This window comes from Mycobacterium sp. 2-64 (genome assembly GCF_035918375.1).
GTDB classification, from domain to species: Bacteria; Actinomycetota; Actinomycetes; order Mycobacteriales; family Mycobacteriaceae; genus Mycobacterium; species Mycobacterium intracellulare.
Genome location: NZ_CP142361.1, coordinates 2,265,904 through 2,292,000 on the forward strand (window position 1 = coordinate 2,265,904; position 26,097 = coordinate 2,292,000).

Here is a 26,097-nt window from a genome sequence, read left to right on the forward strand (position 1 = left end):
ATCAGCACCGATTCTGATTTCCAGGAACTGCTGGCGACACTCGACCTCGATCGTCTCGATGATGACCTGTTCATCGGCTCGCATCCCAGCAAGAACCCGATGCGGACGTTCGGTGGTCAGCTCATGTCGCAAGCGTTCGTCGCGGCCAGCCGGAGCCTGGTTCGCGGCGACCTGCCGCCGAGCGCGCTCTCGGTGCACTTCATCAACGGTGGCGACACCGGCAAGGACATCGAATACCGCGTGACCCGGCTGCGCGACGAGCGGCGGTTCGCCAACCGGCGCGTCGACGCGACGCAAGACGGCACGTTGCTGTGCTCGGCCATGGTCTCCTACATGGCCGGCGGCCGGGGCCTCGAGCACGGCATCGAGCCGCCGCAGGTCGCCGAACCGCACACGCAACCCACGATCGGCGAGCTGTTGCGCGGGTACGAGGAGACGGTCCCGCACTTCGTCAACGCCCTGCAGCCCATCGAGTGGCGCTACACCAATGACCCGGCGTGGGTGATGCGGACGAAGGGGGATCGGCTGCCCCACAACCGGGTCTGGGTCAAGGCACTGGGCGAGGTTCCCGAGGACCCGGTATTGCACACGGCGACAATGGTGTACTCCTCGGACACCACGGTGCTGGACTCGGTCATCACCACGCACGGCCTCTCCTGGGGCTTCGACCGCATCTTCGCCGCGTCTGCCAACCATTCCATCTGGTTTCACCGGCAGGTCAACTTCAACGACTGGGTGTTGTACTCGACGTCGTCGCCCGTGGCCGCGGATTCGCGTGGCCTGGGCACCGGGCACTTCTTCGACCGGTCCGGGCAGCCGCTCGCCACGGTGGTGCAGGAGGGCGTGCTGAAGTACTTTCCGTCTTCTCCCCGATAAACCGTTACCCAATAGCTGCAGGATATCCGCGCGAATCTCTCCCGAATGGGCCGTGATCGGGCGTAGCTTTGACGTAGCCGGGTATTCGGTGCAGAGGCGGCAGACATGCCGCCCAGCTGTTGTCAGCGCATCGGGAGGTGAGTGTGAACGGGCCGGTGGTGGACGTCACAGCACGACCTCGCGTGCGCGAACGTGTTGTCGTTTCGGCCGATTCGCGGGCGGCCCGGCTGATCGGCGCCCTGGCGCTGCTGTGCGCGGCGTGCTGGCTCATCGAGATACTCGCCCGCCACCACAGCCAACCCAACTGGCATTTCGCCGACCGGTTGGCGTGGTCGTTGACGGTCCTGGTCGCGGTGGCGTGGATCGCGCGCGGCGTCTTCCTGGGCCGCCCGGTGACGACGATGCACGCCATTGCGGCCGCGTTTTTCGTGCTGGCGGGGCTGGGCATGCACGTGCTGTCCTTCGATCTGCTCGGTGACGTCGTGATCGCCAGCTCGGGCCTGGTGTTGATGTGGCCGATGACCTCACACCCGCGGCCCGCCGACCTGCCGCGCGTGTGGGAATTGATCAAGGTGACCCGCGATGACGCGTTGGCGCCGTTCACCATGCAGACCGGCAAGAGCTACCACTTCACCGCCGACGGCTCCGCGGCGCTGGCCTACCGGACGCGGATGGGAATCGCCGTGGTGAGCGGCGATCCCATCGGCGACGAGAAGCGTTTCGGCGAACTGGTGGCCGATTTCGCCGCCACCTGTCATGCCCACGGATGGCGCATCGCGGTCGTGGGGTGCGGCGAGCGGCGGCGTGAACTGTGGACCGACCCGGCCACCCTGGGACAAACGTTGCGGGCCATACCGATTGGGCGCGACGTCGTTGTCGACGTGTCGGGCTTCGACATGGTGGGCCGCAGGTTCCGCAACCTGCGTCAGGCGGTTAAGCGCACCCATAACTGCGGTGTCACAACCGAAATCGTCGCCGAGCAGGAGCTCGACCACACGTTGCTGGCCGAGCTGACCGAGGTGGTGCGGGAATCGTCCAAGGGGGCGCGCGCCGACCGCGGATTCCACATGAATCTCGACGGCGTCCTGGAAGGCCGTTTCCCGGGGATACAGCTGATCATCGCCAGGGACGCCACCGGCAAGGTGCAGGCCTTTCACCGATACGCCACGGCCGGCGGCGGCAGCGACATCACCCTCGACGTCCCGTGGCGACGCCGCGGCGCCCCCAACGGGCTCGACGAGCGACTCAGCGTCGACATGATCATGGCCGGCAAAGACAATGGGGCACAGCGGGTTTCGCTCGCCTTCGCCGCTTTCCCCGAGATATTCGACGACAAGAACCGCGGCTGGACCCAGCGCGTGTTCTACCGGCTGATCCACATCCTCGACCCGCTGATCGCGCTCGAGTCGTTATACCGATACGTGCGCAAGTGGCACGCGCTCGACGCGCGGCGCTACGCGCTGATCTCCATGACACAGATCGTCCCGCTACTGTTCGTGCTGCTGTCGCTGGAGTTCATGCCGCGCCGCCGACACCTCTGAGCGTGCCGCCGGCCATGGGGGACAGCCTGATTGGCAGCGGCCGTCCAGTTACCCGACAGCACATTCTCACCCTTCGTCGCTACCGTTGAAGAGGTAGGCACCCCCCGGATACCGCGGTGGACACTCGGGGAAAGGCACTTTGTCATGGGTGACACGTTTCGCGACCCCATCGACCATGCGAGGACGACCAGGCCGCATGCGGGTGAGTCGCTGATCGACGTGATGAGCTGGCCTGGCTACCTGTTCATGCTGGTGGGCGTGATCGCCGTCTTTCGGTGCCTCGTCGCCCTCGGCACCGGCCACGAAGGCCGCAGCCTGATCGGCGGCGCGATCGCGATCGCGGCGATCACGGTCGGGTTGGTGTGGCTCAAGGTCGAACGCGGGCGGGTCCGCAAGCTCGAGAACCGCTGGTATGACGAGCACCCGGACGCCCATCGGCAGCGCCCGGCCAGCTGACCGCTGCCCCTCGGACACGCGGTAGTTCAGGCTTTGTGATCGACGCGCAGCTCGTCGCAGCCAATTCCCTTGGGCAGGTGGTGAGTGGCCACCACCACGGTGCGCTCGGGGGACAGCAGCCGGGAATCCTGGGCCAACAGGTCGCGCAGGACCTTGTCGGCGTCGGTGACGTCGAGGTGTTCGGTGGGTTCGTCGAGCAGCACGATCCGCGCGGGCGATAGGACCGCCCTGGCCAGCAACAGCCGCCGGCGCTGGCCCGCCGAAAGGGATTGCGCGCCACCGATCAACACCGTGGCCAAGCCCTCGGGCAAGCCGGCGAGCCACCCGCCCAGCCCGACGGCGCCCAGGGCCGCGGTGAGTTCGTCGTCGCGGCAGTCGCCGCGGGCGACCAGCAGGTTGTCCCGGATCGTGGTGGCGAAAATGTGGGCGTCCTCCGCGAAAAAGCCGATGGCGCAGCGCAAATCGGCTTCGTCGAACCGAGTCACGGCGACGCCGTCGAGCAGCACCTGCCCTTCGCGCGGCGGCAGCAACCCGGCGAGCGTCATCAGCAGCGTCGTCTTCCCCGAGCCGCTGGCGCCGGTCACCGCCAACCGCGCGCCCGGGGGCAGGTCCAGCGCGACGCGGATCGAGCCTGCCGCGCTGTGACCCGAACGCACGTCCGCGGACAACCGGCAGGTGCCGACCGGCCTCGGTGTCGTCTGCGTGGCGTCGACGGTCTCGCGCGGGCCCTCGGCCGCCAACTCGAGCAACCGCCGCGCGGCGATCCGCGACCGGGTCAGCTGCACGGCCGCCGCCGGCAGCGGCGTCATCGCCTCGAACGCGGACAGCGGCAGCAACATCAGCACGGCGAGCGTGGTGGGCGCGACCGCGGATGCCAACCCGATCCCGGCCACCACCGCACCCAGCACGCTGGCCCCGACGGCCGCCGTGGGCATCGCCTCGGCAATGGCGGCCGGTTTGGCCGCGGTGTCCAGGGCGTCACCCCAGGCGCGGTGCCGGCGTTGCGATTCGGCGATGACGCCGGGGAGCAGGCCGGCGACGCGAAGCTCGGGCGCGTGTTCGAGCGCGACGAGCGCCGAGGTGTCGCGCTCGGAATGCTGCTGCCGCGCGATCTCCTCCTGGGTCGCGGCGGCCCGCCCGGCGAGGCGAGGGGCGACGAAACCGGCGATGAGCAGGCAGATGGCGAGCACGACGGCCGCCGCCGGCGAAATGGCGGCGACGACCGCGGTGGCCGCGAGCGCCAGCACCGCCGCGACGCCGATCGGGACCAGGGCGCGCACCAAGACGTTGGCCAGCTCGTCGACGTCGGCGCCCACCCGGGACACCAGCTCACCGCTGTGCAGCCGGACGGCGGCCGCCGCGGGCCCACGCGCCAGCCGCTGATAGACCTGCACCCGGGCGGTGCCGGCGGCGCGCAGGGCTGTGTCGTGGGTGACCAGGCGCTCGCAGTAATGCAGCACGGCCCGCGAGATCGCGAACAGGCGCACCGCGACCGCGGCGACCGAGAGGTCGAGCACGGGCGGCATCTGCCAGGCGCGGGTGATCAGCCACGCCGCAACACCGGCCAGCGCCAGCGCGCTGCCCAGCGAGAGCACCCCGAGCGTGATCGCGGCCAGCACGCGCGGCAACCGGGGCCGCAGCAGCACCGCGGCGGCAAGTAGGGGTTCAGGGCGAGTCGCCGCCGAATCAGACCGGGGCATAGTGCACCCCACGGTCGGCGATCACCTCGACGACCCGATCGCCGATGGCCAGCACCGGCTCGCGGTGCCCGACCACGATCACGGTCGCACCGGCGCGCGCCCGCGCCGCGATGGCCCGCAAGACCCGTTCCTCGGTGCGCGCGTCCAGGTGCGCGGTCGGCTCGTCGAGCAACAGCACGTCGGCCGTCGATCCGAGGGCCCGCGCGAGACCCAGCCGTTGCCGCTGTCCCAAAGAAAGCCCGACGCCGCCGCGCCCCAGCACGGTGTCGCCCCCTTCGGGAAGTTCGGCCAACACGGCGTCGAATCCGGATACCGCACAGGCGGTTTCGCGGTCCTCGAGCTCTCCGAGCAGCGCCAGGTTGTCATCGACGGTGCCGGGAACGAGCACCGGGCGTTGGGGCAGCCAGGACAGCTGAGCCCACCACCGGGCCGGCTCGAGATCCGCGACATCGACCCCGGCGACGGTGACCCGGCCCGACGAGGCCTCGGTGATGCCGGCGATCGCCTGCAGCGTGGTGCTTTTCCCGGCACCGTTGCGCCCGGTCAGCACGGTCACGGCGCCGGGCTCGATCACCGCGTCCAGATCCCACGGTGCCCGACCGTCGCGGCCGGCGACGGTGAGACGTTCGAGGCGGATCGGCGCGCCGCGCGCGGTCACAGTCCGGGTGCGGCCCTTGGCCGGGGCGCGCTCGCCGATAAGGGCGAACGCCGCACCGGCCGCGGCCCTTCCGTCTTGAGCGGCATGGAACTCCACGCCGATGCGGCGCAGCGGCCAGTACACGTCCGGCGCCAGCAACAGCACCGTCAAACCCGTGGTGAGGGTCATCTCGCCGAACACCAGGCGGAGCCCGATTCCGACGGCGATCAGCGCCACCCCCAGGGTGGCCAGCAATTCCAGCACCAGAGCCGACAGGAAGGCGATCCGCAGCGTCGCCATGGCCGAGCGCCGGTGCGCGGCGGCGAGTTCGGCGATGCGCTGTTCGGGGCCGGCGCCGCGTCCCAACGCGCGCAGGGTGGGGATCCCGGCGATCAGGTCCAGCAGCCGCGCCTGCAGGGTGGTCATCGCGGCCAGGGCGGCCGCCGAGCGGTCCCGGGTCGCCAGCCCGATCAGCACCATGAAGACCGGTATCAGCGGCAGCGTGATCGCCACGATCGCCGTCGATTTCAGGTCGTAGGCCGCGATCACGGCGACGGTGGCCGGCGTCAGGATCGCGGCGAGCAGCAACGTCGGCAGGTATCCGGTGAGGTAGGGCCGCAGGCCGTCGAGTCCGCGGGTGACCACCACCGCGGCGGCGTCGCGTTGCGCCGCGAGCTCACCGGGCTGCCTGGCGGTCACCGCATCGAGCACCCGGCCGGACAGGTCCGCGATGACGGCGCTGGCTCCCCGCTGCCCCAATCGGGCCTGAAACCAATGCGCTATCGCGCGAATCACCCACAGCGCCAACAGGAGTGACAGCGGACCCCACCAAGCGTGCAGGCCGCGCGCGGGGGGATCGTCGACGACGCGTGCGACGATGCGCGCCAACACGATCGCCGAGCCGATTGCGCAGCCGGAGATCAAAACCCCGCAACCCACCGCGGCGACCAGGTAGCGGCGCAGCGCCGCCGATGCCCGCCACAGTCTCGGGTCCAGTGGCGCCCGGCTCGCGCGGTCGTTACCGCTCAGGACGGGCGCCTTGCCAGACCGATGGGTGCGGGTATCCGCTCGGCCGAGATCCGTTGCCGGAACACCCAGTACGTCCATGCCTGGTACACCACCGTCAGCGGCGCCATGAAGGCGGTCACCCACGTCATGACCTTGAGCGTGTAGTGCGTCGACGACGCGTTGTAGATGGTGAGACTCCACTGCCTGTTCAAGGTCGAGGGCACCAGGTTCGGATACAGCGAGCCGAACAACAGGATCACCACGGCCGCGACGACCAGCGCGACGCACGTGAACGCCCAGCCGTCGGAGGCCCGCCGCCACACCAGCAGCACCGCGGCCAGTTGTGCGACCACCGCGGCGCCCAGCACCGCCCAGGTCCAGTCTTTGCCGTACGCCAGTTGCGTCCAAAGTCCAAAGCCCGCAACCAGTCCGGTCACCGGAAGCGAGAGCCACACGGCGAACCGGTGGGCGTCCTCACGGATGGCGCCGGACGTCTTCAACGCGACGAACACCGCTCCGTACAGCAAGAACAGACCGGCGGTCGCCAAGCCGCCCAACACCGTATAGGGGTTCAGCACGTCGGCGACCGACAGGTGAATGTGGCCCGCGGCGTCCACCGGAAGCCCGCGGACCAGGACGGCGAACGCGACACCCCACAAGACCGCCGGCAGCCACGAACCGGCGGCGATGCCGAAATCCGCCCAGCCGCGCCACTTTGTGTCGTCGATCTTGCCGCGCCACTCGATCGCCACGGCACGCACGATCATGCCGAACAGGATCGCCAGCAACGGCAGGTACAGCGTCGAGAACACGGTGGCGTACCACCCGGGAAAGGCGGCGAACATCGCCGCGCCGCCGACGATCAGCCACACCTCGTTGCCATCCCAGACCGGGCCGATGGTGTTGAGCGCCGTGCGCCGCAACGGTTCGGCTTCACCGATGCCCACGCGCGCGAACGGCTCCATCAACATGCCCACGCCGAAGTCGAAGCCCTCGAGGATGAAGAACCCCAGGAACAGCATCCCGATGATGCCGAACCACACTTCTTGCAGTCCCACTGCGATCAGCTCCTTTCGGCGTCGAAAAGCCCCATCACGCCCTTAGTAGGCGAACGACAGGGGCGCCACCTCGTCAGCGTCGGGCGCCTGCGGGGGAGCGGGTTCCGCGTCGTGTTCCAGCGGCCCTTCGACGGTGTAGCGCTTGAGCAGAAAGAACCACACGACCGCCAGCACCGCGTAGACGACGGTGAAGGTCACCAGCGACGTGATGACCATGCCCGGCACGTGGTTCGACACGCCTTCGCGGACGGTCATCCGGACCAGCGGGTCACCGGTCGGGTTCGGCGCCACCACCCATGGCTGCCGACCCATCTCGGTGAACACCCAACCCGAGATGTTGGCCAGAAACGGCGTGGGGATGGTGAGCAGCGCGAACCAGGAAACCCAGCGGCCCTTGGGGGTTCGCCCGGCGCGGGTCAGCCACAGCACGGCCAGGGCGAACGCCACGGGGAACACCAGGAACCCGATCATCAATCGGAACGACCAGTAGGTGACGAACAGGTTCGGCCGGTAGTCGTCGGGTCCGAAGCGGTGCTGGTACTGCTGCTGCAGCTCGTTCACTCCCTGCAGCGTCACGCCGCTGAGCTTGCCCTCGGCCAGGAACGGCAGCACGTAATGTACCTTGATCACTTCCGTGACGCTGCCGCAGTTGTTGTGGGTGCCGATGGTCAGCACCGAGAAGTCGGGGTCGGTTTGTGTGCGGCACAGCGCTTCTGCCGACGCCATCTTCATCGGCTGCTGGACGAACATCAGCTTGCCCTGGCGATCGCCGGTGAAGAACAGGCCGACCGCGGCGAGCAGCACTACGCCGCAGCCCAGGATTGCCGCGGGGCGAAACATGGTGCGGGCCTCGGTTTCCGCTGTGGGGGCGGTGGATTCGGTCCTGCGTGAGCGCACCATCCACCACGTGCTGACGGCGGCGACGAAGGTGCCGGCGGTCAGCAGCGCTCCCGCCACGGTGTGTGAAAACGCCGCTTGCGCAGTGTTATTGGACAGCAGGGCGAAGATGCTGTCCAGCTCGGCGCGCCGTGTCGCCGGGTTGTAGTGCGCGCCGACCGGGTGCTGCATGAACGAGTTCGCCGCGATGATGAAGAACGCCGAGGCGTTGACACCGATCGCGACGATCCAGATGCAGGCCAGGTGGAGCAGCTTCGGCAGCCGGCTCCAGCCGAAGATCCACAAGCCGATGAACGTGGATTCGAAGAAGAAGGCGAACAGCCCTTCCATCGCCAGCGGTGCACCGAAGATGTCGCCGACGAACCGCGAGTACTCGCTCCAGTTCATCCCGAACTGAAATTCCTGGACGATGCCGGTCGCCACACCGATGGCGAAGTTGATCAAAAACAGCTTGCCGAAGAACTTGGTCAGCCGGTACCACGCGGTGTTCCCGGTAGCCACCCACACCGTCTGCATGATGGCGATCAGTGGGGCCAAACCGATCGTGAGCGGCACAAAGATGAAGTGGTAGACGGTAACAATACCGAACTGCCACCGCGAAATATCGACGACATTCATCTGTCATCTCCCGACTGCGGAGGCCCGATCAACGGCTACGACAGAGTGTAGTAGATGGGTCGGCGCCTGCGCCACCGGCGCCCGCGTCAGCTGCCGAGGGAGTTGGACGCCTTGCGGATGCCGAAGGCCGAAATGACCTCGAAGATCCCGATGACCACGAACCACGCGCCGACCACGATCGCCAGGGTGACAATCGATTCGAACGGCGACGCCACGACCACGATGCCGGCGAGGAGGCTGAGCACGCCGAGGAAGATGTTCCAGCCCCGGCCCGGCAGGTGCGGGTCGCTGACGGCCGAAATCGTCGTGGCGACACCACGGAAGATGAAGCCGATGCCAATCCAGATGGCCAGCAGCAGAATTGCGTAGCCCTGACCGAAGTGGCGGAACGCGAGCAACGCCAGAATCAGCGACGCGGCCCCGCTGACGAACAACAGAACTCGGCTCCCCGCCGAGACGTGCAGTGAGAACGCGAACACGACCTGCGCGATACCGGTGATGAGCAGGTACACGCCGAAGGCGACGGCGGCCACCAGGATGGAAATTCCCGGCCACGCCAATACCAGGACACCGAGGACGATCGACAGAATTCCCGACAGCAGAGCGGATTTCCACAGATGCGGCAGCAAGCTTGGAACGGGGTGGGTTCCAGGAGAGCCAGGGGAGATAGTCATGGCCGCAGTCTGACACAAACGCGGGCCCTGGTACAGGGACCGTACAGGGGCTTTGATCAGACGTGGACGGTGTGTGGCCGCCCGGTGAGCAGGTCGGCGGGCTCTTCGTCCGCCTTACGGCCGATGAGGTACCAGGTGCGCATAACGCCCTTGCCCTTGACTTCGATGCGGCCGCGCTCCTGCAGGACGAACTCGTTCTTGAGTCGCTCGTACATCGCCTCGGGCACCTGGATTCGGCCCACCGAATCGGTGGATTCCATCCGCGACGCGACATTGACCGCGTCGCCCCAGACGTCATAGAAGAAGCGGCGCGAGCCAACGACGCCCGCGACCACGGGCCCGCAGGCCATGCCCATCCGCAGCGCGACCGGATCGCCGTGCGGATCCTTCAGTGCGGCAGCGACATTGGCCATGTCGAGCGCGAAATCGGCAAGAGCGAAGGCGTGATCCGGCCGAGCCCGCGGGACCCCGCTGACCACCATGTAGGAGTCGCCGCTGACCTTGATCTTCTCGAGGCCGTGTTTGTCGACCAGTTCGTCGAAGGCGCCGTACAGCCGGTTCAAGAACCGCACCAGGTCGGCCGGGGTGGTGGTGCTGGCGCGTTCGGTGAACCCGACGATGTCGGCGAACAGGACGGAGACCTCGTCGTACTTGTCGGCGATGACGCTGCGCGACGAGCTCTTGAGACGCTCGGCGATGCTGCCCGGCAACATGTTGGCCAGCAGCGCTTCCGAGCGCTCGTACTCGGCCTCCATCACCGCCTCGGCGCGCTGCGTGTCGCGCAGCGCGAACCACACCGCCACGAACACCATCACGCAGGCCGAGACGATGGTGACCACGAAGGTCATGGATTGCGCCCACGCCGGCTGTAATCCGGTATCGCGGGGGACCAGGAACTCCAGGGCGATCACCAGCCCGGCCCCGACCGCCGTCAGGCCGGCCGCCAGCACGGTGTGTTCGATGCCCAGCAACAGCACCACCAGGCACGCCCCGACCAAAAAGAAGAACTGCGCGCCCGTACCCGTGCCGGCGTCCCAGGTGCTGACGAAGACCGTGACGTAGGCGGCGCCGATGAAGGTGAGCGGCGCGATGAGGTCACCGAAACGGTGCAGCCACGGCACCGCGGCGAAGATCATCGCGGCGAGGGCGTTGAGCGAGATGATCTGCCACGTCCAGACTCCGGTGATCAACTGCAAAGCGACGAAGTCGACGCAGACCAGCACGGCCAGCCACGCGGCGATCGCGAGCACCCGGTATTGGCGCGCGGCGCTGTCGGCGTAGTGCTGGTTGCGTGCGCGCGACTGGGCCCGCGCCGCGGCTACACAGTCCGGGCGCTTCGACGAGCCGTCTGGCCATCGCGGTGGGCCACCACAATCCTTGGCCGCCACGCAGCAAGCCTAACCGCTGAGCAGGGTATTTGTCGGCTGTCTAATGAATATCACCGTTTTCGCCCCCGTAAGTTTCCGGATCTGATAACCATCTAGTTATCGGGTTTTTGTCGGGTTTACGAGTCATTTGGTTCGGTTATTCAACACGTGTTGGACGCTCTGCGTGACGCGTGTTCGCCTCGACTAAGGGGTGCCTGATGGCGGTTCTCAGAAGAATCGTTCTTGCGTCGCTCATTGCCCTTACCGCCATGCTGATGGACGGCTGCAGCGTCGCCTGTAGTGATCCGAGTTGGCTGCTACGGGTGGCCGGCGATTCCATCGGCAATTACACCGCGGGGCCGGAGGTTTCGGCATCCGGCCAGGTGTGTGTCACGCGATCATTCGGCGACTGACGGTTCCGAACCCGCCCGGGGTTCCCGCGGATCGCCGGGACCGCTAGCGGGGCCGACGGTGGACGTCACCGATTCGATTCGGGATCGTCGCCACCGAAATCGCGATCGGCCGCGTCCTGCCCGCGCCGAATTATGAATTCAAGTGATCTTTTGCGCGCCATATTCTTGCCTGCAATACGAAGAGCTATAAATGCGCAGAGTTTATAAATGCGGCCGAATTCATACCATTGGAAGGTATTGGACTCGATATGGAAACTTGTGAACCGGTTGCGTCGGCCGGAACCGCTACTTCGGTACCGAAGAAAGCCGGCCGAGCCGATGGCGCCACCGACCGCGGTCGCTGGTGCCCTCGGTGAGATTCGAACTCACACTGGACGGGTTTTGAATCCGTTTCCTCTGCCAGTTGGGATACGAGGGCGTGCCGGCCTCTTACCTTAGAGGCAGCCTCCCACCATAGAGGATTTGGTGTCCTCACCTGCCACACCGCCCCCGCGCACGCTGGTCTGAGGCGTTCGCGACACAATATTCGTCATGACAGGCCCCACGACCGACACCGACGCCGCTGTGCCGCGCCGGGTCCTGATCGCTGAAGACGAAGCGCTCATCCGACTGGATCTCGCCGAGATGCTCCGAGAGGAGGGTTACGAGATCGTCGGCGAGGCCGGCGACGGGCAGGAAGCCGTCGAGCTGGCCGAGCGCCATCGGCCGGACCTGGTGATCATGGATGTGAAGATGCCGCGCCGTGATGGCATCGACGCGGCCTCGGAGATCGCCAGCAAGCGCATCGCACCGATCGTCGTGTTGACCGCGTTCAGTCAGCGCGACCTGGTCGAGCGGGCCCGGGATGCGGGGGCGATGGCCTACCTGGTGAAGCCGTTCACCATCAGCGACCTGATCCCGGCCATCGAATTGGCCGTCAGCCGATTCGGTGAGATCGCCGAGCTGGAACGCGAGGTGGCGTCACTGTCCGATCGGCTGGAGACCCGCAAGCTCGTGGAGCGCGCCAAGGGGCTGCTGCAGACCGAACAGGGGATGACCGAGCCCGAGGCGTTCAAGTGGATTCAGCGGGCAGCCATGGACCGGCGAACCACGATGAAGAGGGTGGCCGAGGTCGTCTTGGAGACCCTGGACCCGCCCAAGGAATAGCTCTCGGAGTACCCCGAGGAGCACCCGATCCGTCGAGTGTGAATCGTTGGCTTTGGATGTGAACCCCCGGCGGCGACACGCCGACAATCCGCGCCCACGCTTCACACTGAAAGCCGTGGCTTCACACTCAAAACCGTGGCCGCACAACGCAAGCCAACGCGGCGGCAATCCCTAGCGGGCGACGATCACCGACGAACCGTGCCCGAACAGCCCCTGGTTGGCGGTGATGCCGACCGTGGCGTTTTCCACCTGCCGGCCCGTGGCCCGACCGCGCAGCTGCCACGTCAGCTCGCAGACCTGAGCGATCGCCTGCGCGGGGATGGCCTCGCCGAAGCAGGCCAGCCCGCCGGACGCGTTGACGGGCACCCGGCCGCCGATCGTGGTGGCGCCGCTGCGCAGCAGCGCCTCGGCCTCGCCCTTGGGGCACAGGCCCAGGTGTTCGTACCAGTCGAGCTCGAGCGCGGTGGACAGGTCGTAGACCTCGGCCAGGCTCACGTCCTCGGGCCCGATGCCCGCCTCGGCATAGGCCGCGTCGAGGATATGGTCCTTGAACGCCCGATCGGGTGCGGGCACCGCGGCGGTGGAATCCGTTGCGATGTCCGGCAATTCGGGCAGATGCTGCGGATAGTTCGGGGTGACCGTGCTGACCGCCCGCACCGACGGCACACCGGCCAGCGAGCCGAGGTGTTCGCGGGCGAACTTCGCGCTGGCCACGATCAGCGCGGCCGCGCCGTCGGAGGTGGCGCAGATGTCCAGCAGCCGCAACGGGTCGGCCACCACCGCGCTGGCCAGCACGTCCTCGACCGACACCTCCTTGCGGTACCGGGCGTTCGGGTTCTGCAGGCCATGCCGCGAGTTCTTGACCTTGACCTGGGCGAAATCCTCGAGCGTGGCGCCGTAGAGGTCCATCCGCCGCCGCGCCAACAGCGCGAAGTACACCGGGTTGGTGGCGCCGATCAGGTGGAACCGCTGCCAGTCGGGATCGTTCTTGCGCTCACCGCCGACCGGGGCGAAAAAGCCCTTCGGCGTGGTGTCGGCGCCGATGACGAGGGCGACGTCGCAAAAGCCGGCCAGGATCTGGGCGCGGGCGCTCTGCAGCGCCTGCGAACCGCTGGCGCACGCGGCGTAGCTCGAGCTGACCGGCACGCCGTTCCACCCGAGCTTCTGGGCGAACGTCGCGCCCGCGACGAACCCGGGGTAGCCGTTGCGGATGGTGTCCGCGCCGGCCACCAACTGGATCTGTCGCCAGTCCAGGCCCGCTTCGTTCAGCGCGGCCCGGGCCGCGGCCACCCCGTATTCGGTGAAGTCGTTGCCCCACTTGCCCCAGGGGTGCATCCCGGCGCCCAGGATGTACAGCGGTTCGGGAGCGCTCATGGTCGTCATTTGCGCCGCTCCTTCTCATCGCTTCGCTCTGCATCGTCGCCGGCGCGCTTCCACGCGTGCACGATGCGCTGCACGCCGTCGTCGTCGGTGTAGAGCGGCATGGTGGTCAGTTCCATCTCCATGCCGACCTTCAGGTCGGCGGCCAGCGTGCCCTCGACCACCTTGCCCAGCACGATCAGGCCCTCCTCGGCCAGCTCCACGGCGGCGACGGCGAACGGCTCAAAGGGGTCCGGCGACGGGTAGGGCGGCGGTGGCGCGTACCGGTTCTCGGTGTAGCTCCACAACTTTCCCCGCGTCGACAGCGCGACCGATTCCAGCGTGTCGCTGGCGCAACCCGGATTGGGGCAGTTGTTCGCCCGCGGCGGGAAGACGTAGGTGCCGCACTCGGGGCACTTGCTGCCGATCAGATGCGGGACACCGGCGTCGTCGGTGGCGAACCATCCATCGACCGCCGGTTCTTGTCGGATGACTTCTGGCACCGGGCCAGCGTACCCAGCCCGCGCACAAAACTGAAACGTGTTGCAGTTCTGCGGACGGCGCGGTCGGGGCGCGCAACTCGTCACACCGGGTGCCTAAAGTGAAAGCCGTGCCCGCCACGAAAACCGCTACGAAGGCCAGCGAGGAACAGACCAGGCCGACGCTCATGCTGCTGGACGGCAACTCCCTGGCGTTCCGGGCGTTCTATGCGCTGCCCGCCGAGAACTTCAAGACCCGCGGGGGGCTGACCACCAACGCGGTCTACGGCTTCACCGCCATGCTGATCAACCTCCTGCGCGACGAAGCCCCCACCCACATCGCCGCGGCCTTCGACGTGTCGCGGCAGACCTTCCGCTCCGAGCGCTATCCGGAGTACAAGGCCAATCGGTCGGCGACGCCCGACGAGTTCCACGGCCAGATCGACATCACCAAGGAGGTCCTGGCCGCCCTGGGCATCACGGTGCTCGCCGAGCCGGGCTTCGAGGCCGACGACCTGATCGCCACCCTGGCCACCCAGGCCGAAAACGAGGGCTACCGCGTGCTGGTGGTCACCGGCGACCGCGATTCGTTGCAGTTGGTCAGCGAGAACGTGACGGTCCTCTACCCCCGCAAGGGGGTGAGCGAATTGACCCGCTTCACCCCGGACGCGGTCGTCGAGAAGTACGGACTGACGCCCACGCAGTACCCCGACTTCGCCGCGCTGCGCGGCGACCCCAGCGACAACCTGCCCGGCATCCCCGGTGTGGGGGAGAAGACCGCCTCCAAGTGGATCGGCGAGTACGGGTCGCTGCAGGCGCTGGTCGACAACGTCGATTCGGTGCGCGGCAAGGTGGGCGACGCGCTGCGCGAACATCTGGCCAGCGTGATCCGCAACCGCGAGCTCACCGATCTGGTCAAAGACGTGCCGCTGGCCCAGACTCCCGACACGCTGCGGCTGCAACCGTGGGACCGCGACCAGATCCACCGGCTCTTCGACGACCTGGAGTTCCGGGTGCTGCGCGACCGGCTGTTCGAAACCCTGGCCGCGGTGGAGCCCGAGGTCGACGAGGGCTTCGACGTGCGCGGCGGCGCGCTGGAAGCCGGCGAGCTGGCGGTGTGGCTGGCCGAGCACAGCTCGGGGAAGCGCTTCGGGCTGGCCGTCGTCGGCACCCACCTGGCCTACGACGCCGACGCCACCGCGCTGGCCATCGTCTCCGCCGACGGCGAGGGCCGCTACATCGACACCGCGACGCTGGATCCCGAAGACGAGGCGGCGCTGGCGTCCTGGCTGGCCGACCCCGGGCCGCCCAAGGCGCTGCACGAAGCCAAGCTGGCCATGCACGACCTGGCCGGGCGGGGCTGGACGCTGGCCGGCGTCACCTCCGACACCGCGCTGGCGGCCTACCTGGTGCGCCCCGGGCAGCGCAGCTTCTCCCTCGACGACCTGTCGCTGCGCTACCTGCGTCGCGAGTTGCGGGCCGAAAACCCTGAGCAGCAACAGCTTTCGCTGCTCGACGACACCGACGGCACCGACGACCAGGCGGTGCAGACGCTGCTTTTGCGTGCCGTGGCGGTGCTGGATCTGGCCGACGCGCTCGACGAGGAGCTGGCCCGCATCAACTCCACCTCGTTGCTCAGCGGCATGGAGCTGCCGGTGCAGCGGGTGCTGGCGGGGATGGAAAACGCCGGCATCGCCGTCGATTTGGAGTTGCTGACCGAACTGCAGAGCGACTTCGCCCACCTGATCCGCGACGCGGCCGAAGCGGCGTACGCGGTGATCGGCAAGCAGATCAACCTGGGCTCGCCGAAACAGTTGCAGGCGGTGCTCTTCGACGAGCTGGAGATGCCGAAGACCAAGCGCACCAAGACCGGATACACCACCGACGCGGACGCGCTGCAGTCGCTGTTCGACAAGACCGGTCACCCGTTCCTGCAACATCTGCTGGCCCACCGCGACGCCACCAGGCTCAAGGTCACCGTCGACGGGCTGCTGAATTCGGTGGCCTCCGACGGGCGCATCCACACCACGTTCAACCAGACCATCGCGGCCACCGGCAGGTTGTCCTCGACCGAGCCGAACCTGCAGAACATTCCGATCCGCACCGAGGCCGGCCGGCGGATCCGCGACGCGTTCGTGGTCGGCGACGGCTACAGCGAGCTGATGACCGCCGACTACAGCCAGATCGAGATGCGGATCATGGCCCACCTGTCCAAGGACGAGGGACTCATCGAGGCGTTCAACACCGGGGAGGACCTGCACTCGTTCGTCGCCTCCCGCGCCTTCGGCGTGCCGATCGAGGAGGTCACCGCCGAACTGCGCCGCCGGGTCAAGGCCATGTCCTACGGGCTGGCCTATGGATTGAGCGCCTACGGGCTGTCCGCCCAGCTCAAGATCTCCACCGAAGAGGCCAAAGACCAGATGGAGCAGTACTTCGCCCGGTTCGGCGGAGTCCGCGACTACCTGATGGCCGTGGTGGAACAGGCCCGCAAGGACGGCTACACGTCGACGGTGTTCGGCCGCCGCCGCTATCTGCCCGAACTCGACAGCAGTAACCGCCAGGTGCGCGAGGCCGCCGAGCGGGCGGCGCTCAACGCGCCCATTCAGGGCAGCGCCGCCGACATCATCAAGGTGGCGATGATCGAAACCGACAAGGCGATCAAGGACGCCGGGCTGTCCTCCCGGATCCTGCTGCAGGTGCACGACGAGCTGCTGTTCGAGGTCGCGGCGGGGGAGCGCGAGCAGCTCGAAGCGTTGGCCCGCGACAAGATGGGCGGCGCCTACCCGTTGGCGTTGGACGTCCCGCTCGAGGTTTCGGTGGGCTACGGCCGCAGCTGGGACGCTGCGGCGCACTGACAGGCCACCGTCGATGCCCCCGGCAAAGCGCAGTCGTGGTCGCCCGGCGGGCTCGCGGGTGGATCCCGGCGCGCGGCGCTCGGAGCTTCTCGACGCCGCCGAGCGGGTGATCCGCGCCAAGGGGCCGTCCGCCGGACTGGTCGACATCGCGGGCGAGGCCGGCTTCGTCCGCTCGGCGGTCTATGCCATGTACCCCGGCCGTGACGCGCTGCTGGCCGAGCTGAGCAAACGCACCTCGCAGCGGCTGCTCGCCGAAATCACCACTCGGGCAGCCGGTTCCACCGACCTCAGGGAGCGGATGGCGTTGTTCTTCGACGTGATCAGCGCGTGGATGGAAGCCGAGCCGAATCTCTACCGGGCCCTCACCGGTGACCCGTCGACCAGTGTCTTCGAGCAGCTGGCCGGCGCGGTCGAATGGATGCTGGCGTCGTCGTCGGGCTCCGAGGCCGCGCGCATGGCGGCGGCGCCCTGGTCGCGGGCCATCGTCGGGTCGGCGGTGGCGGCCGCGGAGTGGTGGTGCCGGACGGGAACCATGCCGCGGGAGGCGCTCGTCGAACACCTCACCGCGCTGTGCTGGGACGGCGGGGCGGCCCTGCCGTTCAACGCCGACGACATCAAGACCATTGACAACGCCCAGCGATAATAGACACACTGTCTTTTATGGTTCTGGCAGACGTTCAAGCTCCGTCGCGCTACTGGGAAAACATCGTCGGCGAAACCGACGTCGACGTCACCGAAATCACCGGAACGATCCCCGACGGGCTCCTCGGCACCCTGTACCGGAACGGGTCGGGCCGCTGGACGCTCGGATCGACGCAGGTCGAGAGCATTTTTGATGCCGACGGGATGGTCAGCGCGTTCGTGCTCGACGGGTCGGGGGTGCGTTTCCGCAACCGCTTCGTCCGCACCAAGCACTACCTGAAGTCGACGGCGGCCGGACAGCTGGTGGACCGCGGCTTCGCCTACCAGCGCGACGGCGGCACGTTGGCGAACGCGCTGCGGCTTCCGGCCAACACCGCCAACACCAGCGTCATGGTCAACCGCAACCAGCTGCTGGCGCTCTGGGAGGGCGGACCGCCGCACGAACTCGATCTCGACACCCTGGACACCATCGGGCCGTCAAACCTCGGCGGGGCGCTCAAGGGTGCGGTCCGGGCCTATTCGGCGCACTACACCTACGACCCGGCCACCAACACCAAAATCAACTTCGGGTTCGACCCGTACTTCCCGCGGATCGACCTGCGCCACGCGCTGCGCGGGGCCCGCGGTCGCGAGCGGTGGCGCCGGCTGCGGGAGCTGGCGGGCGAGGCGGTGCCGCGGATGCGCCTGCGGCTCTACGAGACCGGCGCCAACGGTGTGACCCGCTACCTGCGGGCGGTGCCGCTGCCGGGGATGGGCGTGGTGCACGACATGGCGTTGACCCGGCGCTACGCGATCTTCGTGGTGTCGCCGCTGCGGATCAACCCGTGGGCGCTCGTCGGCCACCAATCCTATTGAGACTCCATATTTTTCAAGCGGGATGCGCCGTCGTACTTCGTTCTCGCGCCGCGCGACGGGGGCCGGGTGCGGGTGGCCGAGACCGATCCGTTCTATCACTGGCATTTCACCAACGCATATGACGACGGCGACGATGTCGTCGTCGAGCTGCCACGGTTCGTGCCGCAGACCTACGCGGGCATGAAGAAATACACCGCCCACATCCGCTCCGACATCGCCCAGCTCGACGACTACGGGGCCATCGACGACGCCGTGGTGCTGACGCGGTTCCGGATCGCCCCGTCGGGGCGCGTGTCCCGCGAGCCGTTGGCCGATTTCGGGTGCGAGTTCCCCCAGATCGACCAGCGGCGTTCCGCGACCCGGCACGACGTCTCCTACGTGACCGTCCAGGACCCGGCCAGGTTTGCAGGCCAGGGAATCGCCCGCATCGATCACAGCACCGGCGCGGTCCAGACCTATTGTCCGCCCGGGGACGTGCTGGTGGAGCCGACGTTTGTGCCGCGACCCGGCGGAACGGCCGAGGACGACGGCTGGCTACTCACCGTCGGATACCACGAATCGCAGCATCGCAGCAGGTTAATGGTGGTCGACGCGGCCCACGTGGCCGACGGCCCGATCGCCGAGGCGTGGCTGCCGTTCCACGTGCCGATGAGCTACCACGGCGCCTTCACCAACCGGGTGGCCCATCGAACCGGGTGAGCCGCCGGGACTGGGTTTGGCCAGCGTGTGCACAGTCGAGTAGCCTCGATGGGTAAATCCCAATTGTCCCTACGACCAAACCTGTCCGGAGCACCCCAACAATATGCCGAGTCCCGCCGTCACCTCGCCCCAAGTAGCCGTCAACGACATTGGCTCCAGCGAGGACTTTCTCGCCGCAATAGACAAAACGATCAAGTACTTCAACGATGGCGACATCGTCGAGGGCACGATCGTCAAAGTGGACCGGGACGAGGTGCTCCTCGACATCGGCTACAAGACCGAGGGGGTCATCCCCGCCCGCGAGCTCTCGATCAAGCACGACGTCGACCCCAACGAGGTCGTTTCCGTGGGCGACGAGGTCGAGGCCCTGGTTCTCACCAAGGAGGACAAAGAGGGCCGCCTGATCCTGTCCAAGAAGCGCGCGCAGTACGAGCGCGCCTGGGGCACCATCGAGGCGCTCAAGGAGAAGGACGAGGCCGTCAAGGGCACCGTCATCGAGGTGGTCAAGGGTGGCCTGATCCTCGACATCGGGTTGCGCGGCTTCCTGCCCGCCTCGCTGGTCGAGATGCGCCGGGTGCGCGATCTGCAGCCGTACATCGGCAAGGAGATCGAGGCCAAGATCATCGAGCTGGACAAGAACCGCAACAACGTGGTGCTGTCGCGCCGGGCGTGGCTGGAGCAGACGCAGTCCGAGGTGCGCAGCGAGTTCCTCAACCAGCTGCAGAAGGGCGCCATCCGCAAGGGTGTCGTCTCCTCCATCGTCAACTTCGGTGCGTTCGTCGACCTCGGCGGCGTCGACGGTCTGGTGCACGTCTCCGAGCTGAGCTGGAAGCACATCGACCACCCGTCCGAGGTGGTCCAGGTCGGCGACGAGGTCACCGTCGAGGTGCTCGATGTCGACATGGACCGCGAGCGGGTTTCGTTGTCGCTCAAGGCGACTCAGGAAGACCCGTGGCGCCACTTCGCCCGCACCCACGCCATCGGCCAGATCGTGCCCGGCAAGGTCACCAAGCTGGTTCCGTTCGGCGCGTTCGTCCGCGTCGAGGAGGGCATCGAGGGCCTGGTGCACATTTCGGAGCTGGCCGAGCGCCACGTCGAGGTCCCCGACCAGGTGGTTGCCGTCGGCGACGACGCGATGGTCAAGGTCATCGACATCGACCTGGAGCGCCGCCGGATCTCGTTGTCGCTCAAGCAGGCCAACGAGGACTACACCGACGAGTTCGACCCGGCGAAGTACGGCATGGCTGACAGCTACGACGAGCAGGGCAACTACATCTTCCCCGAGGGCTTCGACTCCGAGACCAACGAATGGCTCGAGGGATTCGACAAGCAGCGCACCGAGTGGGAGGCCCGCTACGCCGAGGCCGAGCGCCGGCACAAGATGCACACCGCGCAGATGGAGAAGTTCGCGGCGGCCGAGGCGGCCGGCCACACGGCCGGCGAGCAGTCGCCGGGCAACGGTGCGCCCGCCGAGAAGGCGGGCGGATCGCTGGCCAGCGATGCCCAATTGGCCGCGCTGCGGGAGAAACTCGCCGGCAACGCGTGATCCTGACCTGAGGACGCCATGCTGCGTATCGGGTTGACCGGTGGCATCGGCGCCGGCAAGTCGGCGCTGTCGTCCACGTTCGAGCGATGCGGCGCCGTCATCGTCGACGGGGACGTCATCGCGCGTGAGGTGGTCCAGCCGGGCACCGAAGGGCTGGCGGCGCTGGTCGAGGCGTTCGGTGCCGACATCCTGCTGCCGGATGGATCGCTGGATCGACCGGCGTTGGCCGCCAAGGCCTTTCGCGACGACCAGGCCCGCCAGACGCTGAACGGAATCGTCCACCCGCTGGTGGGCCGGCGCCGCGCGGAGATCATCGCCTCGGTGCCCGAGGATTCGGTTGTGGTCGAGGACATTCCGCTGCTGGTGGAGTCCGGGATGGCGCCGCTGTTCCCGCTCGTGGTCATCGTGTACGCCGACGTCGAGGTGCGGCTGCGGCGACTGGTCGACCAGCGCGGCATGGCCGAAGACGACGCCCGCGCCAGGATCGCCGCGCAGGCCAGCGACGAGCAGCGCCGCGCGGTCGCCGACATCTGGGTGGACAACTCGGGCAGCCCGGAAGACCTGGTGCAACGCGCCCAACAGGTGTGGGACAACCGCATCGTGCCGTTTGCTCACAACCTGAGCACGCGTCAGATCGCCCCGGCGCCGGTCCAATTGGCGCCGCCCGACCCGACCTGGCCGGACCAGGCGCAGCGAATCCTCAACCGCCTGAGGACGACCTGCGGGCAGCGGGCGTTGCGCGTCGACCACATCGGGTCGACGGCCGTGCCGGATTTCCCCGCCAAGGACCTCATCGACATCCAGATCACCGTCGAATCCCTGGCCGTCGCCGACGAACTCGCCGAACCCTTGTTGTCCGCCGGGTACCCGCGCATCGAGCGCATCGTCGGCGATGTCGCCAAGAGCGACGCGCGCAGCACCGTCGGCCGCTACGACCGCGATGACGATCCGGCGTTGTGGTCCAAGCGGATTCACGCCTCGGCGGATCCCGGCCGGCCCACCAATGTGCACATCCGGGTGGAGGGGTGGCCCAATCAGCAGTTCGCCCTGCTGTTCCCCGACTGGCTGACCGCCGATCCCGATGCGCGGGCGGAGTACCTGAGCGTCAAGCGCACCGCCGAAACCGACGGCGGGGGAGACATTGCGGCCTATGTTGCCGTCAAGGAGCCGTGGTTTCTCGACGCCTACCGGCGGGCCTGGGAGTGGGCCGACGCGACGGGCTGGCGTCCCTAGCCACTACGCCACTCACGGCAGGGGCGCCCCGCACTGCAGCGCGCCGTTGTTGGGATCGGCGTTCCCCGCCACCGGCCGGACCATTTGGTCGGCCTGGACGAAAACGTTGTCGTCCACGTCGATCTCGCAGTGCACGTTCGCCGAGTACGGGAAGTGCAGCACGATGCGCATGCCGGCCTGCTGCGGATCGGACAATACGGTGTCGGCCTCGAATGCGTTGCCGGGCATCGAGCTCAGCCCGGCCGTGTTCGTCTGGCCGCCGTTGATGACGAACGTGGCCTGACTGCCGGTCGTGACGCCGTCGATCCTGGCCCGATAGGTGATGTTGTGCAGGTCCGCGCTCGCCGTCGCCGGATACAACTGGGCCCCGGCGGCGATCACCGTCACCGCGGCGACCGGCAGGAACCTGTGGCCTTTGCAGCTCATAGCCGGTGACATTACAACCCGCGTGATTTCCGAGCCAGATCGTTTGGCTACGGCTGGCAGCGCGGACACCACAGCGTCGCCCGTCCGCCCACCCGGGCGCGCTCGAGCCGCGTCCCACAGCGGGGGCAGCGCGGGTCGGGCTCGTCACGCACCCTGGTGAGCCAGCGCGGCAGGCCGGGCATCCGGCCGTGGCGCACCGCGGTGCGCAGCACCCGGGTCATCGCGGCGTGCAAGGCCTTTACGTCGTCGTCGCCCAAGTCCGCGACCGCCACGGTCGGTCGGGTTTTGGCCCGCCAACAGATCTCGTCGACCAGCAGGTTGCCGAGGCCGGCGAGCACCGACTGGTCCATCAGCGTGGGTTTGAGCTGCCGCGAGCGGGCCGACCGCGAGGCCAGCACCGCGCGGAACTCGCGCAGGCCGAGACCCAACGCGTCGGGTCCCTGCGGGCCGGTGATGTGCCCGATGTCGTCGGCATCGTCGGCCAGCCACACCCCGCGCAATTTGCGGAGGTCGGCGTAGCGCAGCTCGCCCCCGTCCAGCGACACCACCAGCCGCTCGTAGGGGTCGTGGGCGGCCCCGTCGGGGGCATAGTAGGGCCGGCCGGTCATGCCGCTGTGGATCAGCAGCGCCGGGCCGTCGGTGGGGAGCACCAACCACTTGCCGTGCCGGCGTGGGTCCGCGAAGCGGTGACCGGTCAACCGGCGCGCCAGCGCTTGTCCGGTGGTGTTGCGCAGGATCCCGGGATCGTGCACCTGCACGTGCCGGATTCGCCGCCGCGGCAGGGACGCGGCCAGTTGCCGCCGAAACCCTTCCACGTCGGGCAGCTCAGGCACGTAGCCTCGCCAATCGGCGCAGCGGGCCGGCCAGTGAGCGGGCGTGCCGCGACATGTGCGCCCACGGATCCGGTTGTCCGGCAAGCCGTTTGGGTACGTCGCGGATGGTGAACCGGTCGGCCCGCAACCGCCCGGCGTCCAGCTCGTCCCATTCCAGCGGTGTGGCTACCGGTGCGCCGTTGCGGGCCCGAACCGAATACGGCGCAACCGCCGTCTGCGCGTAGGCGTTTCGCATGATGTCGAGGTATACCCGCCCGTCGCGCTTGTCCTTGCGAGCCTCGACGGTGCGATGCGCGGGATCGTCCGCGGCGACCACTTCGCTGACGTCACGGGCGAACTGCCGGGCGGTGTCGAAATCGGTGTCGGCGCGCAAGGGGGCGACCACGTGCAGCCCCCGCGAGCCGGTGGTCTGGACGTAGCACGCCAGGCCCAGGTCCCCGAGCACCCCGGCGGTGGCGCGTGCGGTCGCTCGCACCACGGCGAAGTCGCCGTCGGACGGGTCGAGATCGAAGACGAGTCGGTCCGGGTGGTCCAGCCGGGCCCGGCGCGACTGCCACATGTGCAGGGTGATGCAGCTTTGATTGGCCAGCCAGCGCAGCGCCTCCGGCCGTTCGACGACCGGATGCTCTACGGTGCCGCCCTCCTTGGCCACCCGGACACTGCTCATCCAGTCTGGTAGCGAATCGGCGAAATCCTGCTGGATGAACCCTGTTTCGGCGATGCCGCGGGGATAGCGCTGCACGTTGAGGGCCCGGCCCCGCAGGTGCGTCAACATGGTGTCGGCCACCTGGTCGTAATAGGCGGCGAGATCGCGTTTCGTGATCCCGTCGGCCGGAAACAGGACGCGGTCCGGGTGGGTGATCTCGACGTCGACGCGGGCCATCAGTGCGTCTCCCGCACCACTTCGCCGGGCTCCTTGTCGGTGCGCATGCCGAGGTAGCGCGGATGGCGCAACTTGCCATCACGCGTCCACTCGCTGAATCCGATCTGAACCACCATCTCGGGGGATACCCAGTTCGCGCCGGCCTCGCGCACCAAACCGCGGGCGAACGGCGGCCTGTCCCGGGTGATCGGCGACAGGCGCGCGTGCAGCCGGCGCAGCGTGGCGTCGTCGAAACCGGTGCCGACCTTGCCCGCGTAGACCAGGTCCCCGCCGTCGTAGTAGCCGAGCATCAGGGCGCCCAACTCGACTCGACTGCCCTTGGGACTGGTGTAGCCCCCCACCACGAACTCCTGATCGCGCACGCATTTGAACTTCAGCCAGTTTTTCGAGCGACCGCCCTGGTAGGTGGAGTCGGCCCGCTTGGCGATCACTCCCTCGTCCCCGCGCTCACATGCGCGCCGGTAGGCGGCGATCCCGTCCCCGACGCGGTGCGGTGCACAGCGCAGCGGGTCGGCAAAGTCGATCGCTTTGCGCAGCAACCTCTTTCGCCAGAGGAGCGGCACCTCGACGGTGGACATGCCGTCGAGATGCAGCAGATCGAATACGTAGTAGAAGACACGCACCGGCGACGCCCGGGCCACGTCGGGGTCGGTGAGGCCCAGCCGACCCTGCAGCCGGGCGAAGCTGGTCCGCCGGCCGTCGAAGGCCACCACCTCTCCGTCCACGACGAACCGCGTGACCGGTTGCGCGGCAAGCGCATCCACCAATTCGGGATAGGTTCCATTGAGCGGCTGACGATTACGCGACAACAGCCGGACCCGATGGCCGTCGCGGAACGCCAGGCAGCGCATGCCGTCGAACTTGCGCTCGAAGATCCAGCCCGGATCGGAGAACCGGTCGTCGGTGAGGGTTGCCAGGGTGGGCGAGCGCCAGTCGGGCACGGGTTCGTCGTACAGCGCTTCGCGCACCGCACCGGGCAGGCTCGCGAAGTCCGTCATGCCGACTAGTTAAGACATGCCCACGGCGGCACGGGAACCGTCAGCAGTTCGGCGCCCCCGGGTGCGGTGGTCAGGGCGAGCACCGCCGCCGCGAGGCGATCGGGCGGCAGCACGAAATCCACGCAGCCGGTGGCGATCGCGTGCGCCGGCATGCTCGACGCCTCGGCGGTCGCCGGGTCTTGGACGAGCACGCGCCCGCCGTTGCGCTTGACCGCGCGACATCCGTTGGCGCCGTCGGCCAGCCGCCCGGTCAGGATCACGGCGACCGTCGGCACCAGCGCGGCGGAGCTGGTCAGGACGGCGTCCCCGACGCTGGCCTTGGCCGCTTCCTCGGCGAGCATCCAGGCGCCGTCCGCATCGATGGTTGCCGTCTTTCCGGCGGGCACGATGGTGATGCCCGGTTTGTCCGCCGGCGCCCCCGGCTCGGCGACTCGAATCGGCAGAGAGCTCGCGCGGGACAAAATCTGGGCCAGCGGATCGTCGCCGCTGAGCGTGGGGCGGCGATGCTGGGCGACGACGACGGGTACCGCAAAATCACCCGGCAGACCCGCGAGCACGGTGCCCAGGGCTTTCATGCCGCCCAGCGACGCCACCAGCACCACTCGCCCAAACGCCGCCTGGACGGGCTTGTGTTGGGTCGCGGACATAGCGCCAGGGTAATCCTTGTGTCGGGGCGCCGACATAGTTCCTGGAACCGTGGGTCGCCGTCGAACGTGCCGCATCCCGAGCCACCGTGTCCCAGACGGCACAACGCATCCAGGCCCAGCACCTGACCCGCTACAGCCGCGGCATCGTGACCATCACCGACCGTCAGGGGCTGGAACGACTAGCCTGCGGCTGCTACCGCATCGTCAAAGACGAGTTCGACAGCATCACCAACCACCGGCCAGGGTAGTGC

At 68.0% G+C, this 26,097-nt stretch carries 23 protein-coding genes, 1 tRNA gene and 1 pseudogene; 11 read left to right on the forward strand and 14 right to left on the reverse strand.

Annotated elements, in window-relative coordinates:
- From QGN31_RS10815 to usfY, 3 genes are all read left to right on the forward strand, one after another.
- Window positions 1-876 carry an acyl-CoA thioesterase II gene (locus QGN31_RS10815; protein ID WP_026071347.1) on the forward strand — a complete coding sequence of 292 codons (876 nt, stop codon included), beginning with the start codon at window positions 1-3 and terminating at the stop codon, window positions 874-876.
- Between the two features lie 143 nt (window positions 877-1,019).
- A complete protein-coding gene (locus tag QGN31_RS10820) occupies window positions 1,020-2,417 on the forward strand; it encodes a bifunctional lysylphosphatidylglycerol flippase/synthetase MprF (protein WP_014385115.1) in 1,398 nt (465 codons plus the stop codon).
- A gap of 144 nt (window positions 2,418-2,561) precedes the next feature.
- The gene (gene usfY / locus QGN31_RS10825; protein WP_014385114.1) at window positions 2,562-2,873 is read left to right on the forward strand and encodes a protein UsfY; all 312 of its coding nucleotides are present in this window, start codon (window positions 2,562-2,564) and stop codon (window positions 2,871-2,873) included.
- A 26-nt stretch (window positions 2,874-2,899) separates the two neighbouring features.
- Here usfY and cydC read toward each other — a convergent pair whose 3' ends face one another.
- From cydC to QGN31_RS10855, 6 genes are all read right to left on the reverse strand, one after another.
- The gene (cydC, locus tag QGN31_RS10830) at window positions 2,900-4,573 is read right to left on the reverse strand and encodes a thiol reductant ABC exporter subunit CydC (RefSeq protein ID WP_051019743.1); all 1,674 of its coding nucleotides are present in this window, start codon (window positions 4,571-4,573) and stop codon (window positions 2,900-2,902) included.
- Window positions 4,560-6,149 carry a thiol reductant ABC exporter subunit CydD gene (cydD, locus tag QGN31_RS10835; RefSeq protein WP_236593115.1) on the reverse strand — a complete coding sequence of 530 codons (1,590 nt, stop codon included), beginning with the start codon at window positions 6,147-6,149 and terminating at the stop codon, window positions 4,560-4,562. The genes cydC and cydD overlap by 14 nt, the downstream gene beginning before the upstream one ends.
- A gap of 86 nt (window positions 6,150-6,235) precedes the next feature.
- Window positions 6,236-7,240, reverse strand: coding sequence for a cytochrome d ubiquinol oxidase subunit II (gene cydB / locus QGN31_RS10840; protein WP_442792212.1), 1,005 nt, complete (start codon window positions 7,238-7,240; stop codon window positions 6,236-6,238).
- 78 nt (window positions 7,241-7,318) lie between these two features.
- Complete coding sequence (locus tag QGN31_RS10845) at window positions 7,319-8,791, reverse strand: cytochrome ubiquinol oxidase subunit I (RefSeq protein ID WP_008257715.1); 1,473 nt, start codon at window positions 8,789-8,791, stop codon at window positions 7,319-7,321.
- Between the two features lie 86 nt (window positions 8,792-8,877).
- Entirely contained in the window at window positions 8,878-9,483 is a 606-nt protein-coding gene (locus QGN31_RS10850) for an HdeD family acid-resistance protein (RefSeq protein ID WP_373307890.1), read from the reverse strand.
- A gap of 38 nt (window positions 9,484-9,521) precedes the next feature.
- Window positions 9,522-10,853 carry an adenylate/guanylate cyclase domain-containing protein gene (locus QGN31_RS10855; protein WP_008257712.1) on the reverse strand — a complete coding sequence of 444 codons (1,332 nt, stop codon included), beginning with the start codon at window positions 10,851-10,853 and terminating at the stop codon, window positions 9,522-9,524.
- A gap of 197 nt (window positions 10,854-11,050) precedes the next feature.
- On the opposite strand from QGN31_RS10855, the gene QGN31_RS10860 reads away from it, so the two are divergent.
- The gene (locus QGN31_RS10860; protein WP_131810781.1) at window positions 11,051-11,245 is read left to right on the forward strand and encodes a hypothetical protein; all 195 of its coding nucleotides are present in this window, start codon (window positions 11,051-11,053) and stop codon (window positions 11,243-11,245) included.
- A 341-nt stretch (window positions 11,246-11,586) separates the two neighbouring features.
- Here the strand turns inward: QGN31_RS10860 and QGN31_RS10865 are convergent.
- Window positions 11,587-11,663 (reverse strand) — tRNA-Leu (locus tag QGN31_RS10865).
- 113 nt (window positions 11,664-11,776) lie between these two features.
- Between QGN31_RS10865 and QGN31_RS10870 the strand changes: the two genes are divergently transcribed.
- Entirely contained in the window at window positions 11,777-12,391 is a 615-nt protein-coding gene (locus QGN31_RS10870; protein ID WP_008257686.1) for an ANTAR domain-containing response regulator, read from the forward strand.
- A gap of 171 nt (window positions 12,392-12,562) precedes the next feature.
- On the opposite strand, the gene QGN31_RS10875 is transcribed toward QGN31_RS10870, so the two are convergent.
- The gene (locus tag QGN31_RS10875) at window positions 12,563-13,765 is read right to left on the reverse strand and encodes a lipid-transfer protein (protein ID WP_008257683.1); all 1,203 of its coding nucleotides are present in this window, start codon (window positions 13,763-13,765) and stop codon (window positions 12,563-12,565) included.
- A 5-nt stretch (window positions 13,766-13,770) separates the two neighbouring features.
- Window positions 13,771-14,253, reverse strand: a complete 483-nt coding sequence (locus QGN31_RS10880; protein WP_009954952.1) for a Zn-ribbon domain-containing OB-fold protein — start codon at window positions 14,251-14,253, stop codon at window positions 13,771-13,773.
- 164 nt (window positions 14,254-14,417) lie between these two features.
- Between QGN31_RS10880 and polA the strand changes: the two genes are divergently transcribed.
- The 5 genes and pseudogenes from polA to coaE all read left to right on the forward strand — a co-directional run bounded on the left by polA (window position 14,418) and on the right by coaE (window position 22,059).
- Window positions 14,418-17,084, forward strand: a complete 2,667-nt coding sequence (gene polA / locus QGN31_RS10885; protein WP_201409273.1) for a DNA polymerase I — start codon at window positions 14,418-14,420, stop codon at window positions 17,082-17,084.
- Between the two features lie 13 nt (window positions 17,085-17,097).
- Window positions 17,098-17,727 (forward strand): TetR family transcriptional regulator, encoded by a 630-nt coding sequence (locus tag QGN31_RS10890; protein WP_029384787.1) that lies wholly within the window; start codon window positions 17,098-17,100, stop codon window positions 17,725-17,727.
- 17 nt (window positions 17,728-17,744) lie between these two features.
- Window positions 17,745-19,280, forward strand: a pseudogene (locus QGN31_RS10895) (carotenoid oxygenase family protein).
- Window positions 19,281-19,383: 103 nt separating this feature from the next.
- On the forward strand, window positions 19,384-20,826 hold the full coding sequence (rpsA, locus tag QGN31_RS10900; protein ID WP_008257673.1) for a 30S ribosomal protein S1: 1,443 nt from the start codon (window positions 19,384-19,386) through the stop codon (window positions 20,824-20,826).
- A gap of 18 nt (window positions 20,827-20,844) precedes the next feature.
- Window positions 20,845-22,059: a dephospho-CoA kinase gene (coaE, locus tag QGN31_RS10905; RefSeq protein WP_008257672.1), complete on the forward strand. Its 1,215-nt coding sequence runs from the start codon at window positions 20,845-20,847 to the stop codon at window positions 22,057-22,059.
- A gap of 12 nt (window positions 22,060-22,071) precedes the next feature.
- Here the strand turns inward: coaE and QGN31_RS10910 are convergent, their stop codons facing one another.
- Genes QGN31_RS10910 through QGN31_RS10930 form a run of 5 tightly spaced genes read right to left on the reverse strand, consistent with a single transcriptional unit; the run spans window position 22,072 to window position 25,846 of the window.
- Window positions 22,072-22,485, reverse strand: coding sequence for a hypothetical protein (locus tag QGN31_RS10910; protein WP_008257671.1), 414 nt, complete (start codon window positions 22,483-22,485; stop codon window positions 22,072-22,074).
- 47 nt (window positions 22,486-22,532) lie between these two features.
- Complete coding sequence (locus QGN31_RS10915; protein WP_201409271.1) at window positions 22,533-23,318, reverse strand: Fpg/Nei family DNA glycosylase; 786 nt, start codon at window positions 23,316-23,318, stop codon at window positions 22,533-22,535.
- The gene (gene ligD / locus QGN31_RS10920; protein WP_008257668.1) at window positions 23,311-24,201 is read right to left on the reverse strand and encodes a non-homologous end-joining DNA ligase; all 891 of its coding nucleotides are present in this window, start codon (window positions 24,199-24,201) and stop codon (window positions 23,311-23,313) included. Before ligD (QGN31_RS10920) ends, QGN31_RS10915 begins: the two co-directional genes overlap by 8 nt.
- On the reverse strand, window positions 24,201-25,199 hold the full coding sequence (gene ligD, locus QGN31_RS10925) for a non-homologous end-joining DNA ligase (protein ID WP_201358412.1): 999 nt from the start codon (window positions 25,197-25,199) through the stop codon (window positions 24,201-24,203). The genes ligD (QGN31_RS10920) and ligD (QGN31_RS10925) overlap by 1 nt, the downstream gene beginning before the upstream one ends.
- Window positions 25,200-25,204: 5 nt before the next feature.
- Window positions 25,205-25,846, reverse strand: coding sequence for a chemotaxis protein CheB (locus QGN31_RS10930; protein ID WP_008257666.1), 642 nt, complete (start codon window positions 25,844-25,846; stop codon window positions 25,205-25,207).
- 86 nt (window positions 25,847-25,932) lie between these two features.
- Between QGN31_RS10930 and QGN31_RS10935 the strand changes: the two genes are divergently transcribed.
- Window positions 25,933-26,094 (forward strand): hypothetical protein, encoded by a 162-nt coding sequence (locus QGN31_RS10935; protein ID WP_014385108.1) that lies wholly within the window; start codon window positions 25,933-25,935, stop codon window positions 26,092-26,094.
- The last annotated feature ends 3 nt before the right edge of the window (window positions 26,095-26,097 follow it).